General features: G+C 56.0%; 12 protein-coding genes. 6 read left to right on the forward strand and 6 right to left on the reverse strand.

The features are described from left to right. Positions 1-6 precede the first annotated feature (6 nt). Positions 7-4035: a type VII secretion protein EccCa gene (eccCa, locus tag JJB07_RS04260; RefSeq protein WP_201631400.1), complete on the forward strand. Its 4029-nt coding sequence runs from the start codon at positions 7-9 to the stop codon at positions 4033-4035. Positions 4036-4072: 37 nt separating this feature from the next. Here eccCa and JJB07_RS04265 read toward each other — a convergent pair whose 3' ends face one another. The 4 genes from JJB07_RS04265 to JJB07_RS04280 form a co-directional block, all read right to left on the reverse strand. Beyond that, positions 4073-4465 (reverse strand): EsaB/YukD family protein, encoded by a 393-nt coding sequence (locus JJB07_RS04265; RefSeq protein WP_201631402.1) that lies wholly within the window; start codon positions 4463-4465, stop codon positions 4073-4075. Positions 4466-4537: 72 nt separating this feature from the next. Then, positions 4538-4837 (reverse strand): WXG100 family type VII secretion target, encoded by a 300-nt coding sequence (locus tag JJB07_RS04270; RefSeq protein ID WP_201631404.1) that lies wholly within the window; start codon positions 4835-4837, stop codon positions 4538-4540. Between the two features lie 162 nt (positions 4838-4999). After that, a complete protein-coding gene (locus JJB07_RS04275; protein WP_201631406.1) occupies positions 5000-6388 on the reverse strand; it encodes an amino acid permease in 1389 nt (462 codons plus the stop codon). Between the two features lie 29 nt (positions 6389-6417). Continuing rightward, positions 6418-7821, reverse strand: coding sequence for a sigma-54 interaction domain-containing protein (locus tag JJB07_RS04280; RefSeq protein ID WP_236587604.1), 1404 nt, complete (start codon positions 7819-7821; stop codon positions 6418-6420). Positions 7822-7980: 159 nt separating this feature from the next. Between JJB07_RS04280 and JJB07_RS04285 the strand changes: the two genes are divergently transcribed. Both JJB07_RS04285 and pruA read left to right on the forward strand, forming a co-directional pair. Continuing rightward, the gene (locus JJB07_RS04285; protein ID WP_201631410.1) at positions 7981-9189 is read left to right on the forward strand and encodes an ornithine--oxo-acid transaminase; all 1209 of its coding nucleotides are present in this window, start codon (positions 7981-7983) and stop codon (positions 9187-9189) included. Between the two features lie 21 nt (positions 9190-9210). Further along, positions 9211-10806 (forward strand): L-glutamate gamma-semialdehyde dehydrogenase, encoded by a 1596-nt coding sequence (gene pruA / locus JJB07_RS04290; RefSeq protein ID WP_201631412.1) that lies wholly within the window; start codon positions 9211-9213, stop codon positions 10804-10806. Between the two features lie 47 nt (positions 10807-10853). Here the strand turns inward: pruA and JJB07_RS04295 are convergent, their stop codons facing one another. Beyond that, on the reverse strand, positions 10854-11765 hold the full coding sequence (locus JJB07_RS04295; protein WP_201631414.1) for a GNAT family N-acetyltransferase: 912 nt from the start codon (positions 11763-11765) through the stop codon (positions 10854-10856). Positions 11766-11826: 61 nt separating this feature from the next. Here JJB07_RS04295 and JJB07_RS23910 point away from each other — a divergent pair, with 61 nt between their 5' ends. Then, positions 11827-12339: a hypothetical protein gene (locus tag JJB07_RS23910; RefSeq protein WP_236587607.1), complete on the forward strand. Its 513-nt coding sequence runs from the start codon at positions 11827-11829 to the stop codon at positions 12337-12339. Between the two features lie 56 nt (positions 12340-12395). On the opposite strand, the gene JJB07_RS04305 is transcribed toward JJB07_RS23910, so the two are convergent. Further along, positions 12396-13187 (reverse strand): alpha/beta fold hydrolase, encoded by a 792-nt coding sequence (locus JJB07_RS04305; RefSeq protein ID WP_201631416.1) that lies wholly within the window; start codon positions 13185-13187, stop codon positions 12396-12398. Between the two features lie 97 nt (positions 13188-13284). On the opposite strand from JJB07_RS04305, the gene JJB07_RS04310 reads away from it, so the two are divergent. Next, entirely contained in the window at positions 13285-13923 is a 639-nt protein-coding gene (locus tag JJB07_RS04310; protein WP_201631418.1) for a hypothetical protein, read from the forward strand. Beyond that, positions 13920-15146, forward strand: coding sequence for a TRAFs-binding domain-containing protein (locus JJB07_RS04315; protein ID WP_236587608.1), 1227 nt, complete (start codon positions 13920-13922; stop codon positions 15144-15146). Before JJB07_RS04310 ends, JJB07_RS04315 begins: the two co-directional genes overlap by 4 nt. Positions 15147-15153 lie beyond the last annotated feature (7 nt).

Here is a 15153-nt window from a genome sequence, read left to right on the forward strand (position 1 = left end):
GACACCATGAACGGAATTCAGTATTACAGACCCGCCCGCACGTATCCCGAGACGCTGCCCAAAGACGAGGTGAAAATCGTCTCGCCCCCGCCGCTGCAACCGCCGAGCAAAGGGGGCTTGGTCGTCTCGATCATCACCGCCGGCCTCACAATGACATCGGCGTACATCATGTCCACGGTCTACCAAAGCCCGAAAATGGCGTTCGCCGCAAGCGTCATGGCGGCGATCTCCATCATCACCGCGATTGTGCAAGTCGTCATGCAGAAAAAAAACCGCATGTCTCAACAGCGCTCCGTCAAGAAAAAGTACGTCAACTACCTCGACGAACAGCACGACAAACTTCAAAAGCTCTCTCTGCGTCAGAAAAAATACTACGACACGCTCTTTCCCGAGCCGTCGCAGTTGCTCGGCTTCGTTCAACAACGGGAACGCATCTGGGAGCGCAACCGCAGTGACGAGGACTTTTTGACGATCTCGATGGGACGCGGCTCGGTGCCGCTGACGAGCAAAGCGAAGTTGGAGATGGACGACAACCCGTTTACCGAGTATGACAAGAACTTGGTCTACCGCGCCAAGACGCTCGTTACCAAGTTCGAGTTGATCGAAAACGCACCGATTGAACTCCCGCTCAAAGACCTCGGGTCGCTGGCGATTCGTGGCAAACGCCACATGATCCAAGAGATGGCGCGCGCCCTGCTCACACAAGTGGCGGTGTTCCATGCACCGGAAGACGTGCAGATGCTGGTCTACTTCACCAAGGAAGTGGAACAGCAGTGGCAATGGTTCAAATGGCTCCCGCACGGCCGCCGCGCACGCTCCACGAAAAAAATGCCGGGCGGCATCCCGCTCTGCTTCATGGCGAGCAACGCGATGGAGTTCCACCAGATGTTTAATGAAGAAATTCTCCCGCGCATCGTACAGGTGAAAAAATCCCGCGAAGAGCGCAAAAACCAGCCGACCGGCCCGTCGGGTCCGCATCAGATTCTCGTCTTGGACGGCATCGACATCAACACGCTGATCTCGCAGTCGACCGAGTTGGCAGAGCTGTTCAACTTGGCGACCGAGGCGGGCATCACCGTGCTCTCGCTGGTGGACGGGCGGTACTCGATTCCGCAGGCATTCTCTTCTCGCGTGCATGTCGGGGAAGAGGGCGAGTTCACATTTGAAGAGATGGCGTTTGGCGGTCGCCGGGCAGAGGGCAAGCAAGCAGAGCGCTTGTCGCTTGTCATCAGCGACTCGATTGCCCGTGGTTTGGCACCGTTTGTCCAAAGTGAGAAGGCGTCGCAGATTTCGCTGGCAGACACCGTCAAGATGACCGACCTGCTCAACATCCGTTCGGCGGCACACGTCGATCCAGCGACGACTTGGCAATCCAAACCGCGTGAGTTGGTCATGCGTGCACCGATTGGCTTGCGTGTCGACGGGCAGCCGGTCATCGTCGACTTGAAGGAAGCGGCCGACAACGGGATGGGGGTTCACGGTCTCGTCATCGGGGCGACCGGTTCCGGGAAGTCGGAGCTCTTGCGTTCCTTGGTCGTTGGTCTGGCGGTCAACAACGATGCGGAGATGTTGAACTTCATCTTCGTCGACTTCAAAGGCGGGGCGGCGTTTGCCGATCTCTCCAACTTGCCGCACGCGGCGGGGATGATCACCAACCTCGAAGGCGACGGTTCGATGATCGACCGTTTCTACCAATCGTTGCTCGGCGAGATGGACCGCCGTCAGCGGATGCTTCGCGAAGCGGGCAACCTCGACAACGTGAAGCAGTACCAGAACAAACGCCAAGCTAATCCGTTCATGGAGCCGCTGCCGTATCTCGTCGTCGTCATCGACGAATTCGGCGAATTGCTCGCCGCTCAGCCGGAGTTCACCGACCTGTTCGTCAAGATCGGGCGAATTGGCCGGAGTATCGGGATTCACCTCCTGTTTGCCACACAGCGTTTGGAGGAGGGCCGTCTGAAAGGCTTGGAGACGCATCTGCGCTATCGAATTTGCCTGCGGACGTTCTCCGAAGCGGAGTCTCGTGCCGTCATCGGGACACCGGACGCTTTTTACCTTCCTTCCTATCCGGGGGTGGGCTATCTCAAAGTCGACACCCACATCTACGACCTGTTCAAAACGGCGTCTGTCTCGGGGCCGTACACGCCGATCTCCGACCAACCTCAAGCGTCTCTCCACATCGGGGAGTTCAACGCATCGGGCCGTATCGTGGAGTTCCTCCTGCCGGGGATGAACGAAGTCGCGGCGACGAAGTCCGGCAAGCGAGCCGACTCCCGAACGGAGATGGAAGTCATCATCGAAGGTTTGGTCGACCACGCCAAGACGCTCGGGCAGGAAGTCCACCAAGTCTGGGTGGAGCCGTTGGATCGCAACTTGACGCTCGACGGCGTTTTGAAGCCGCAGCAGTTTCTCCAGACGTTGTTCAACACGGGGAACTACCCGTTCTTCAACGGCACGGAGTGGCCGACGCGTCCGGTGCGTACTTTATTGAAGGTTCCGGTCGGGGTGCTCGATTTGCCGTTGCAGCAGTCGCAAGAGCCGTTGATTCTCGACTTCCTCGGCAACGAGGGGCACTTGGCGATCGTCGGTGCGCCGCAGAGCGGGAAATCGACGTTTTTGAAGACGATCCTGACAGCTTTCATGGCAACGCATAAGCCGTCGGATGCACAGTTTTACGTGATCGACCTCGGCGGCGGTCTGCTTCGTCCGTTGCAAGGAGCTCCGCATGTCGGGACGGTGTACGGCAAGGGGGACAAGGAAAAATTCCCCATCATGATCCGCCAAGTACACGGCTTGATCGACGAACGGGAGCAATTGTTCCGCCAGCATGGGATCGACACGATGCAGACGTTCCGCGAGCGTCGGGCGAACGGGGAGTTCCAAGACCAGCCGGGGGACGTGTTCCTCGTGATCGACGACATCGCGCAGTTGCAAAGCGAGTTTTTCGAGCTCGTGGACATTGAAGTGACGGAGTTGGTGACGACCGGTCTGAACTACGGGATTCACGTCATCTTGGCGTCGAACCGCTGGGCGGACTTGCGGATGAAGATTCGCGACAACATCACGGGGCGTTTGGAATTGCGTCTGAACGAACCGAACGATTCGGAAGTCAACCGAGCGGCACAAAAAGTCATGCCGCGAGATATCGCAGGACGTGGTGTGGGGCGTGAGGGCTTCTACTTCCAAGTCGCTCTGCCTCGATTGGATGTTACAGGCGACCCGGCACCGGATGCCTTTGTACAAGCGACGCAGGATGCTTGGAAAGGCCCGAAGGTGCAACCGATTCGCATCCTGCCGATGCAAATTCGTCAGGGGGACGTGGAGCCGGAGCAGTTGCAGGGCAAAGCGATTCCGTTTGGGATCGAGGAATCGCGTCTCGATGTGGTGTCGTGGGACCCGATGGGCAACGAGCCACACTTCATGGTGTATGGAGACGGCGAGACGGGCAAGACGGCGTTCCTCCGACAGTTCATGCGCGGGATGATGGCGCGGTACGGCCCGGAGCACGTGCAGTTCCTCGTGATCGACTTCCGCCGGATGCTGTTCGAGTTTGTGAACGATCCGGAGGTCAAGCCGTATATCAAGAACTACGCATGGTCGGCGCAGATGCTGAATGAACCGGTGTTCGCACTGCGTGGAGAGCTCGACCCGCGAATTTCGCAAGCCGCGCTGTCTCCGAACCCGAAGGAAGGCTGGAGCGGGCCGCATTACTTCTTGATCCTCGACGATTATGAAGTGGTGTCCGCCGCGATGGGCAATCCGATTACGCAGTTGGCGGATTACCTGTTACAAGCGCGAGATATCGGGTTCCATACGGTGCTTGCACGTCGAGTCGGGGGGTCGTCGCGAAGCTTCGACCAATTCCCGCAACGTCTGAAAGAGATGAGTTCTCCGGGGATTGTGTTGGCGGGGGATGCCGGTGAGGGCTTTATTCTCGGTAGCCAACGTGCCGCAATGTTACCGCAGGGGCGCGGGTTCCTCGTGAGACGGAACCAGAAAGTCCGGCAAGTACAACTCTTTATGGAAGAGGAATGAGAAAAGCTCTCCTCCGCAGGTGCGGGGGAGAGCTTTTTTATTTCTTTCGGGTGAACAGAGAGGTGATGGAGGAGGTCGCTTTTTTCAAGACGAGTAGTTTGTTCTCGTTGGGCAGGGACAACTCTCCCTCGATTTCAGGAAGCGGGTTGGAGTATTGAGAGCTAGGTTGGAGCAGGAGAATCGTTCCCTCAAGCACTCCGTAGTCGAACAGTTTGTTTGCAGGGTCGAGCTTCTGACCGCCCTTGATCCCGATGGTCCACTCAGACGGTGAACTCGGAGCACCGGGGATGGAAACGCGCGGGTGCTGAATCAGAAGCGGGAGCAAGGTCGAGATCGCAACATCACCGGAAAGCTCCACGTCAACCGAACCGTTCAGACCTTCTACGGTGACGAGAAGCGGCGGTGCGGACTTATCAAGTGCAAGGCTCATCGTAGATCAAACCTCCTTGGAAAGAAAAAAAGAAGGCCATGCCAATGAGGCTGGCACTGGCCTTCTGTTCGATTATCGGTTGAACATACCTTTGACAGCAGATTCGGTGTCAGAGTATGCTTGCGCCGCAGTTTGAGTAGCGTTGATGAAGGATTGGAGAGCATCCATCATTTCTTTGTGACCCTTGTTGAAGTGGTTGAACCAATCTTCGTAAGCTTTCTGTGCGTCACCGCCCCAAGCGCCGGAAATGCTTTGTACCGTGTTGTAGGCTTGGTTGTAGAAAGATTCGATGTTGTTGTAGCTATTTTGCAAAGACATCGAAGCGTTGTGGAGTTGTTCCGGAGTTACATTAAATTGATTGCCCATACTCATAATTGTCTGCCTCCTACCCTCATTGAGTGACTTCAATCCGCATTGTCACAGAGGACAATTGTTTGTTGAAGTCATTTATTAGTTTTTCTAGTTTGTACTTACTATCATATTTCTCTCACCTAGTTTCTGTCAATATTTTTCTATAGAACCATTGAATCCTAGTTAAAAATGAGCCTTCCTCCTTACCACCCCGTAATAATACAAATAACACCCCGCCACAAACGGCACTCCGCAATACAGCGCAATCCGCTGATCTTTATCAAACGCCAAGCTCACCAGCACCGCCACATTCAGCACCGTCGCAACCAACGGCAGCAGGGGATACCCCGGCGTCTTAAACTTCAAATCCTCAACCCGACCCCCATCCCGTACATACTTCCTCCTGAAAGCCAACTGCGACCACGTAATCGAAATCCACCCGACCTGCGCCCCTAACCCCGCCAGCGAGATCAGCCACAAATAAACAGTCTCCGCCGCATACGCACTCGACAGCAGGGACAGAAACGCAACCCCCATCGTCAGCACCAGCGCATTCAACGGCACCGCCCGCGCATTCACTCGCCCAAGTCCCTTCGGCGCCATCCCTTCACTGGAGAGCGCGAACATCATCCGCGTCGCCGCATACAATCCGGAGTTCGCCACCGAAAGCAACGCCGTCAGAATGACGAAGTTCATCACATCCGCCGCAAACGGTATCCCAATCGAGTCAAACACCGCAACAAACGGACTCTCCACCACGCCCGCCTGCTCATACGGAATCAACCCCGCCAGCACAAAAATCGCCAGCACGAAGAAAAACAACGTCCGCCACACCGTCGTCCGAATGCTCTTCGGAATCGTCTGCTCCGGATTCTCCGACTCACCCGCCGCGATCCCGATCAATTCCGTCCCTTGAAACGAGAAGTTCACAGTAATCATCGTTAAGATCAGACCTTTAATTCCGTTTGGTAACAGCCCGCTGTTCGTATAATTTTTCAGCATCGGCGCGGCTTGCCCGCTTTGGAACCCGAGCAGACCGAACATCGCGGCACCGCCCAAGATGATGAACAAGATGATCACCGCCACCTTCACGCTCGCAAACCAAAACTCCGTCTCGGCAAACGTCCTCGCCGACAGCGCGTTCATGAGAAACAGCACGACGCCGAAACCCAAGCACCAAACCCACGACGGCACATCGGCGAACCATCTCTGCATCAACTGCGCCGCCGACAACAATTCAAGCGCCACGGTCACCGCCCAGCCGAGCCAATACAACCAGCCGACCGCAAATCCCGTGCCGGGCCCGATAAATTTCGTCGTGTACGTCTGAAACGATCCCGACACCGGCATCGCCACCGACAATTCTCCGAGACACAGCATCGTCAAGTACATGATCAACCCGCCGACGAGATAGGACAGAATCGCCCCAAACGGCCCCGCCTGCGAAATCGTATACCCCGACCCGAGAAAAAACCCTGTCCCGATCACACCGCCAAGCGAGATCATAAACAAATGACGGCTCTTCATCGTGCGCTGCAACTGATTCTGTTCCTGTTCCTGCCTGTTCGACATCTCCCACAGAGCCTCCCTGAAAAAACGATCTACTCCCGCAACCCCAACCTCCGCGCCCGGTACTGCAAACTCTGGCGGCTCAATCCCAATTCCTTGGCCGCCCGCGAGAGATTGCCGCCGTGGCGGGTGAGGGTCTGTTGGAGATAGTGTTTCTCAAACTCTTCCAGTTTATCGCGCAGGGCGCCGGGGGACTGCGACAACGCCGTCAGCGTCCCCTCCTCGGCACCGCCCACAGGAGTTGCCGAAACCACAGACTGCCGCCGCAGATGATGCAGGGGCAGATGCACCATCTCAATCTCGCGCTCGTCGTCAATCAAGTTCATCGCCCCCTCGATCAGATGTTGCAACTCCCGCACATTCCCCGGCCAGTCATACTCGGCAAAAAACGCCCGCACCTCTTCGCTCGCTCCGTCGACCTCCATCTGAAACAACTGGTTGTATTTGCGCATGAAATGCTCCACCAACATCGGCACATCGCCCCGTCTTTCCCGAAGCGGCGGCACCATCAACGTGACAACCCCCAGCCGGTAGTACAGGTCTTTGCGCAGTCGCCCATGTGATATCGCTTCAATCGGGTCTTCGTTGATCGCCGCAATGATGCGCACGTTCACGGCACGGTCCTTCGTATCGCCGATGCGACGGACCGTTTTTTCCTGCAACACGCGCAAGAGTTTCGCTTGCAGCGGCAAACTCAGCGAATTGATCTCATCCAAAAAAAGCGTACCGCCCTCCGCCTGCTCGAACAGCCCCGGCCGCTCAATCGCTCCGGTAAATGCGCCCTTGGTCGTCCCGAACAGCAAGCCCTCAATCAACGAATCGGGCAACGCCGCACAGTTCTGGGACAGAAACGGCCCGTCCGCCCGCAAACTCGCCTGATGAATGCTCTGGACAAATAACTCCTTGCCCGTCCCGGTCTCGCCTGCGACCAACACGGACGACGACGTGCGAGCGGCCCGCTTGGCGTTCTCCACGACTTCGCGGATCGCCTCACTGTCGCCGATGATGCTCTCAAACGTAAAACGCGTGCCCCTTTTTTCCCGCTCCAAGAGATTCTCGCGGATCAGCCGTTCGATTTTGGTCACGTCGTTGGCAATCTCCATCGCCCCGACGACCCGGCCCTGCTCGAAGATCGGGTAGGTGTTATTTATTGTAGAGATCGGTTTGCCCTGTGTGTTGAAATACATCTGCCGCACGTTGCGAATCGCCCGCCCCTCGCGCAGACAGCGCAACAGGGTGGACTCCTGCTCGGCGGGGAACTGGAAGACATCGAGCAACTTCTTGCCGAGCACTTGATGCGACGCCATCGATTCGAGCTCCGTCATCTTGCGGTTGTAGACCACCGTCGTCCCGTCTGCGTCGATGACGTGAACGCCCTCGTTGATCTCGTCGAGAACTTGCTCATATATGGAAAGGAAACGATCCTGTAGTGCCAAATGATTTTGCCTCCCTGTATGCAGAAAAATTTTGCCTCTGCCAACTATTTTTGCATACCCGCCCCCATTTTGCACGGAAAAAAAGCGCGCACAGAATTGGCACGCTTCTTGCAATTCAAGTAAGTAAGAAATCCCACGCAACCAAGGAGGAACTCCCTCATGACGAAAACCCAACGCATTATCGACCAAACCGAACAATTCGGTGCACATAACTATCATCCGCTTCCGATCGTCATCGCAGAAGCTGAAGGCGTCTGGGTTCAAGACCCGGAAGGCAACAAATACATGGATATGCTCTCCGCATACTCCGCGCTCAACCAAGGACACCGCCACCCGAAGATCATCCAAGCGCTCAAGGACCAAGCGGACAAAGTCACGCTGACCTCCCGCGCGTTCCACAGCGAACGTCTGGGCGAGTTCTACGAAAAACTCGTCAAGCTGACCGGCAAGAACATGATTCTCCCGATGAACACCGGCGCCGAAGCGGTTGAAACCGCGGTCAAAGCGGTCCGCCGCTGGGCGTACGATGTGAAAAAAGTTCAAGAGAACATGGCGGAGATCATCGTCTGCGAAGGCAACTTCCACGGCCGCACCACGACGATCACGTCGTTCTCGTCCGACGAATCGTACCGTCGCGGTTTCGGTCCGTTCACCCCGGGCTTCAAGATCATCCCGTACGGCGACCTCGACGCATTGAAAGCGGCGATCACCCCGAACACCGCAGCGTTCATCGTTGAACCGATCCAAGGCGAAGCGGGCATCCTCATCCCGCGCGAAGGCTTCCTCAAAGAAGCGTACGAAACCTGCAAATCGAACAACGTCCTGTTCGTCGCCGACGAGATTCAGACCGGCTTCGGTCGCACGGGCCGACTGTTCGCTTCGCAATGGGAAGACTTCACCCCGGACATGTACATCATGGGCAAAGCACTGGGCGGCGGGGTATTCCCGATCTCCGCAGTGGCGGCCGACAGCGAAGTCCTCGGCGTGTTTGAACCGGGCTCCCACGGCTCGACGTTCGGCGGCAACCCGCTCGGTTGCGCAGTGGCCATCGCGGCGCTCGACGTCATCGAAGAGGAGCAACTCGTCCAACGCTCGCTCGAACTCGGCGCGTACTTCATCGAAAAACTCCGCGAGATCAACAACCCGGAGATCAAGGACATCCGCGGCCGTGGTCTGTTCATCGGCGTGGAACTGACGGGCCGCGCACGCCCGTACTGCGAGAAGCTCAAAGAACTCGGCCTGCTCTGCAAAGAAACCCACGAAACCACGATCCGTTTCGCACCGCCGCTCACGATCAAGCAAGACGAACTCGACTGGGCGATTGCCCGCATCAAACAAGTTCTCGACGTCGCAAACGTCGCCAACTAATTGAGAGGAGACTTGAAAACCATGACGACGCAAACCACGCAACTCGCGGCACGCAAGATCCCGACCTACGCACCGGAGGCGTTCACCGATTTCACCCGCCCGGAGAACCAGCAAGCAATGGAGGCAGCTCTGACCAAGATCAAGTCCCAACTCGGTCGTGACCTCCCGCTGCACATCGGCGGCGAATTGATCCACACCGAAGGCAAAATCACCTCGATCAACCCGGGTCGCACCGACGAAGTGATCGGCCGCGTCTCCAAAGCGTCCCAAGAACTCGCGGAACAAGCGATGCAATCCGCTCTGACCGCGTTCGAATCTTGGAAAAAGGTGCCGGCCCGCGAGCGCGCCGAATACCTGTTCCGCGCCGCCGAACTCATGCGCGAACGCAAGCACGAGTTCTCCGCGATGATGATCCTCGAAGCGGGCAAGAACTACGCAGAAGCAGACTGCGACACCGCCGAAGCGATCGACTTCATGGAGTTCTACGCTCGTGAAGCGATTCGCCTGAGCGAAACGAACATCCACCACCCGCTGACCAAGATCGATTCCGAAGAGAACATGCTGACCTACATTCCGCTGGGCGTCGGTTTCGTCATCCCGCCGTGGAACTTCCCGCTGGCGATCTGCGTCGGCATGACGACGGCTGCCATCGTTTCGGGCAACACCGTGCTGCTCAAGCCGTCCTCGATCACTCCGGTTATCGCGCACATGTTTGTTGAATTGATGGAAGAAGTCGGTCTCCCGGCAGGCGTCCTCAACTTCATCCCGGGCTCCTCGGCAGAAGTCGGCGACTACCTGACCTCGCACGCGAAGACTCGTTTCATCTCCTTCACGGGCTCCAAGGAAGTCGGCCTGCACATCAACAAACTGGCGGCCGAAACGGCGGAGGGCCAGATCTGGATCAAGCGCGTCGTCGCCGAGATGGGCGGCAAGGACGGCATCGTCGTCGACGAAACGGCAGACCTCGACGCAGCAGCGGCGTCCATCGTGGCATCTGCGTTCGGTTTCCAAGGCCAGAAGTGCTCCGCAGGTTCCCGTGCGGTCATCGTCGAGTCTGTGTACGACGAAGTGGTCGAGAAAGTCGTCGCCCTGACGAAAAACCTGAAAATCGGTCTCCCGGAAGAAAACTTCGCGGCAGGTCCGGTTTCTGACAAAAACGCCTACGAAAAAATTCTCGAATACATCGAGATCGGCAAGAACGAAGGTCGTCTCGTTGCAGGCGGCGCCAAGGCGGAGGAAGCGGGCAACGGCTTCTACATCCAGCCGACCGTGTTTGCAGACGTGGCTCCGAACGCACGCATCATGAAGGAAGAAATCTTCGGCCCGGTGCTGGCGATTGCTAAAGCGAAAGACTGGCAAGAAGCGATTGCGATCTACAACAACACCGAGTTCGGTCTGACGGGCTCCTTCTACTCCAACGACGAAGTTCGCATCGCAGAAGCACTCGATACGATGCACTGCGGCAACCTCTACATCAACCGCAAATGCACAGGCGCTCTCGTGGGCGTGCATCCGTTTGGAGGCTTCAACATGTCCGGCACCGACTCCAAAGCGGGCGGCCATGATTACCTCTTGCTGTTCACCCAAGCGAAATTGGCTTCGCGGAAAGTGAAGTAAGAAAAAAAGAACTTGGGGCGTGAGTGCCTCAAGTTCTTTTTTTTATCTCATCCGTAGGCTTGTGAGGAGATGGCGAAGAGGGAGCTGTGTCTCGGCGGGAGTTGCTCGCCCCCGATCAGCATGATCGGGGGGACGTTCGCCAAGTGGAAGCCGCGAAGGGGCATTGCTTCTACGAGTTCGGTCTGCTCTGTGGGGATGTCGATCCGCAGAGCCCCGTCATGGCGGCGGGCGAGGTGTTCAACCAGCATCAAGGCAAGTTGTGCATCTGGTGCGACCACCGGGCCGATGACGCGGTAGATTGGGCCTTGCACCGCGAGTGCAAATCCCACAATCTCACCAGCCTTACGAAGCACCATCCCATCCGAAGCCTGTGCAATCCGCATCTGCAAAAACTTCCGACGCCGAGCACCGATGGAGAGGGCGTCGAGCTCCAGGATGCGCTCAAAGTCAGCCGAGCGTATAGGAGCAAGATCAAACCCATCATCAAATCTCAACGCTTCGAGTTCGTGAGCATTGCCTGCTCGAAACAGTTCGAGTTTCGGACCCTCTGCTGTCTCAAGCGTTTCCTTTACCGGAACGTACCGTTCCGCGAGGTATTTATGCAGGGTTCCCACAGTATGGAAGCCCATTGCTTCATATAAGAACTTGCCCTGCGCCGTTGCACAGAGCATCGTAGGAATATCGGGGACTTCCTCCAGAACGCGTTCCATGACCTTCGTTCCCAGACCTTGGCGACGCTGACTCGGGTCGACCATGACCCCGCCGATGGAAGCGAGGCCTTCATAGGGAAACACCGCCGCACTGGAAACGACGCGACCTTCCTCATTCACATGTCCATATGCAATCCCGACCGTCAACAGCAACCGCAACTCCGGCGGTGCATAGTCCCAGCCGAGCTTCGTCGACAACGCAACCAAGTCCTCGATATGTCCTTCATCCAGTCTGACAAGTTGTAACATTCGGCCACCTCATTCCTAGCCCCCATTCTACCAAAAATCGTACAGGAGTTGAATAACCCCCATGTCGTTTGAAATTCGGATTTTGAATCAACATTGGATATCCCCGGACGCCGGATCTTATGATCTCTGCTCACACGGAGAAATCTATTTGCAAGTGAACAACACCGTCCTCTCCGACGTGGGACAGGATTGGACGCTCAACGTAACCGGGTTGCAGTTACTGAGATCACTGAAGAACGGTCGCGATCAAGAGAACAGCCAAAACCAAGCCATGTTCAATTGTTGTGGCGAGATATTCCCCGGTATGGGCTGCCCGACCCAAGTGGATTGGGACGTTGAACTCGCGGGAGAAGAGGTACGCCTCTCGAACTTTCGCAATTGTCCTGAATGGTCTGGTCGTTCTCAACACTACCCGGATCTACAGGCACGTATCTCCCGCGCAGAGTACCGCGAACAAGTCCTGACGTTCGCCCGCCAAGCCAAGGAGTTCTACTTCACAGCCATCAAAACGGAAACAGATGAGTACGTAGAAGAATTCTGGAAGGAATACGACGACCTCCTCAACACCGTGTAATGCAAAAAGAGGATCGACCCGCCGCAGCGGATCGATCCTTTTTTTTCTACAACTCACTACGCCCCGAGGAAGTCGAGGAGCATGTCGTTGAACTGTACCGGAATCTCCATGTTGACGATGTGCGCGAGGTTGGGGAGCACTTCCAACTCGGACAGGACGATGCGCCCGTGCAGGTAGGTCGCGATCTGCGAGATGTCCGGGTAGTCGAGTTCCCCCGCGATGATCAGGGTCGGCGATTTGATCTCCTGCACGCGCTGGATGACCGGCGGTTGGAGGAACTTCGGGAAGTTCTCCGGCTTCGGCAGAGCGAATGCATGGAACACCATGTCGAGGAATCGCTCGCGAATCTCCGTCGCCACGCGTCCCGGTGCTTGCCCCGGCCCTTCGAGCCATTGGTTCGCAAACACGTTCGCCACTGCGCTCACATCTGCGGTTTGTACCACAGCGTTGAACGTCTCGATGTCCGCTTTGCGAATCTCGGTCATCGGGAAGCCGTTGAGACCTGCGGAGACGAGAACGAGTTTGTTGACGCGATCCGGATAGGCGAGCGCGAATTCCTGCGCGGTGTACCCGCCAAACGACAGCCCGCAGACATGCGTCTTCTCAATCTCGAGGTGGTCGAGCAGGGCCGCGAGATCGTCGAAATGGGAAAAGTCCCCCGCCGACGGACCCGATTGCCCAAAGCCGCGCATGTCGTAGCGCACGACTTGGAAATGCTTCTGCAACTCGGCAAACTGCTCGTCCCACAACCGGCAGTCCAAGTTAAAACCGTGGATCAACACCAACGGATGCCCACTCCCCGCCATTTCGTAATAGAGGGAGGTACCGTTGACTTCTGCGTATGCCATTCAGTGAGTCACCTGTCTTTCTGGAGTATCGTAAGTGTACATAGTTTACCAGACATTGGGCGACAGTGTACAATCAAGAAAAAAGGGGGGTGGTCGCATGAATCAAATCCAAGTTGGAATTACGGGGCATCGTGATTTGCGAAGCGAAGATTTGCTGAACTTGAGTGATCGTGTGCGTGAATTTTTTGAAAAGGTCGAACGTTCGAATCCAGGTTCAGACTTGATCCTCATGTCGCCGCTTGCGGACGGTGCGGATCGCTTGGTAGCTAAACTTGCAATTGAAGTAAAATGGAAGGTGATCGCTTTGCTTCCGATGCCGGTTTCTGAATACGAAAATGACTTTGAGACAGCAGAGTCCTTGACTGAGTTCCGGGAACTGCTGGAACAGGTGGATCGCTGTGTGGAAATCCCCTTGGTCGAAGGAAACACTTTGGAAAACATCCAAGGGTGGGGCGAGAACCGCGCCAAGCAATACGTATTCGTAGGGGCCTACACCGTGCGACACAGCCACATCCTGCTTGCTCTGTGGAACGGAGAAGATCCGAAACTTCCGGGTGGTACGGCAGAAGTTGTTCAGTTTATGCGAACCGGAGAAATACCAGCTGAGTTTGAGCCAACCACTCACCCGGTTCCACCAACGGCTGGCGGAAGTGTCTATCACATCGTGACGCCGAGAAAAAGCAATCCGGTGACGGTAGGGAGCGCATTCGAGGTAAAGGAGTACGAATCCAGATGAGTGAGCAGAAGAAACTGTGTTTTGTTGCAATGGGGTACGGGGAGAAGGTCGACTATCCTACAGGTCGACTTTTGAACATGGATGCGACCTACTTTAACGTTATCAAGCAAGCGGTTGAAGCGGCGGGTTTGCATTGTGTACGGGCTGATGAACTCATTCATTCTGGAACGATTGATGTCCCGATGTATGAGTATTTATTGAAAGCAGATGTCGTGATTGCAGATCTTTCTACGTACAACGCCAACGCGTTGTATGAGTTGGGAGTCCGGCACGCCCTCAAGCCGCACACGACGCTTTTGATCGCCGAGTCGAAGTTTCAAAACCCCTTTGATCTCGGCCATACCGTGATCCGACGGTATGAGCACTTGGGAAAAGACATTGGGTATTCGGAAGCCACGCGCTTCCAAAAAGAGCTGAAGGAAGCCATTCAGGAAATCCTGAAGAATCCCCAGATCGACAGCCCGGTGTACACCTATTTGAAAGACTTGAAAGGGTTTGAAGAGAGCAGAGTGGTTCAGGAACTGCCGATTCCGGATGGAAGCGATTTGCAAACTCTGAACAAGATCGTGGAACGTGGGCAAAAAGCATTGGACGAAGGGGAGTTTTTGCGGGCCAAGGAACTGTTTGGCATGGCGGGAGAGATGGACCCTCAGAACTCCTTTTTCGTTCAACGACGGGTCTTAGCCACCTACAAATCAAAGAGCCCAACGGCTGTTGAAGCTTTGCGCGAAGCTTGGTCAATGCTCGAACCTTTGGATGTGCAACGGTCGGCCGACCCGGAAACATTGGGTCTTGCAGGGGCAGTACAAAAACGGTTGTGGGAAGAACTGCACGAAATCGGGTATTTGGATCGAGCGATTGGGTACTATGAGCGAGGGTTTTATATCAAACGCGACTACTACAACGGGATCAACTTCGCGTTCCTCTTGAATGTACGGGGCCGAATTGTAACTGGAGATGACCGGATTGCCGATCAAGTCTTGGCAAATCGTGTCCGCAAACAAGTTGTGGAGATCTGTCAAGAGTTGATGAGGTCGGACTTCGATCAGCGCAGCGACCAATATTGGATTCTGGCGACCTTGGAGGAGGCTTATTTCGGGCTCCAACAAGAGGCAGAGTATCTGGAAGCCAAGCAAAGAGCCGAGCAAGCAGCGAATCAGGCTTGGGAACGTACATCGACCGAGGAACAACTTGAGAAGTTACGCGCTTTGTTGGAAGGATAAAAAAGGA

Origin of the sequence: Tumebacillus amylolyticus, assembly GCF_016722965.1 — a bacterium.
Classification (GTDB): domain Bacteria; phylum Bacillota; class Bacilli; order Tumebacillales; family Tumebacillaceae; genus Tumebacillus; species Tumebacillus amylolyticus.

Bases quoted from the DNA above. Each gene is read 5' to 3' on its own strand.
- eccCa (WP_201631400.1), top strand. From the start codon at position 7: ATGAACGGAATTCAGTATTACAGACCCGCCCGCACGTATCCCGAGACG.
- JJB07_RS04265 (WP_201631402.1), bottom strand. From the start codon at position 4,465: ATGAGCCTTGCACTTGATAAGTCCGCACCGCCGCTTCTCGTCACCGTA.
- JJB07_RS04270 (WP_201631404.1), bottom strand. From the start codon at position 4,837: ATGAGTATGGGCAATCAATTTAATGTAACTCCGGAACAACTCCACAAC.
- JJB07_RS04275 (WP_201631406.1), bottom strand. From the start codon at position 6,388: ATGTCGAACAGGCAGGAACAGGAACAGAATCAGTTGCAGCGCACGATG.
- JJB07_RS04285 (WP_201631410.1), top strand. From the start codon at position 7,981: ATGACGAAAACCCAACGCATTATCGACCAAACCGAACAATTCGGTGCA.
- pruA (WP_201631412.1), top strand. From the start codon at position 9,211: ATGACGACGCAAACCACGCAACTCGCGGCACGCAAGATCCCGACCTAC.
- JJB07_RS04295 (WP_201631414.1), bottom strand. From the start codon at position 11,765: ATGTTACAACTTGTCAGACTGGATGAAGGACATATCGAGGACTTGGTT.
- JJB07_RS23910 (WP_236587607.1), top strand. From the start codon at position 11,827: ATGTCGTTTGAAATTCGGATTTTGAATCAACATTGGATATCCCCGGAC.
- JJB07_RS04305 (WP_201631416.1), bottom strand. From the start codon at position 13,187: ATGGCATACGCAGAAGTCAACGGTACCTCCCTCTATTACGAAATGGCG.
- JJB07_RS04310 (WP_201631418.1), top strand. From the start codon at position 13,285: ATGAATCAAATCCAAGTTGGAATTACGGGGCATCGTGATTTGCGAAGC.
- JJB07_RS04315 (WP_236587608.1), top strand. From the start codon at position 13,920: ATGAGTGAGCAGAAGAAACTGTGTTTTGTTGCAATGGGGTACGGGGAG.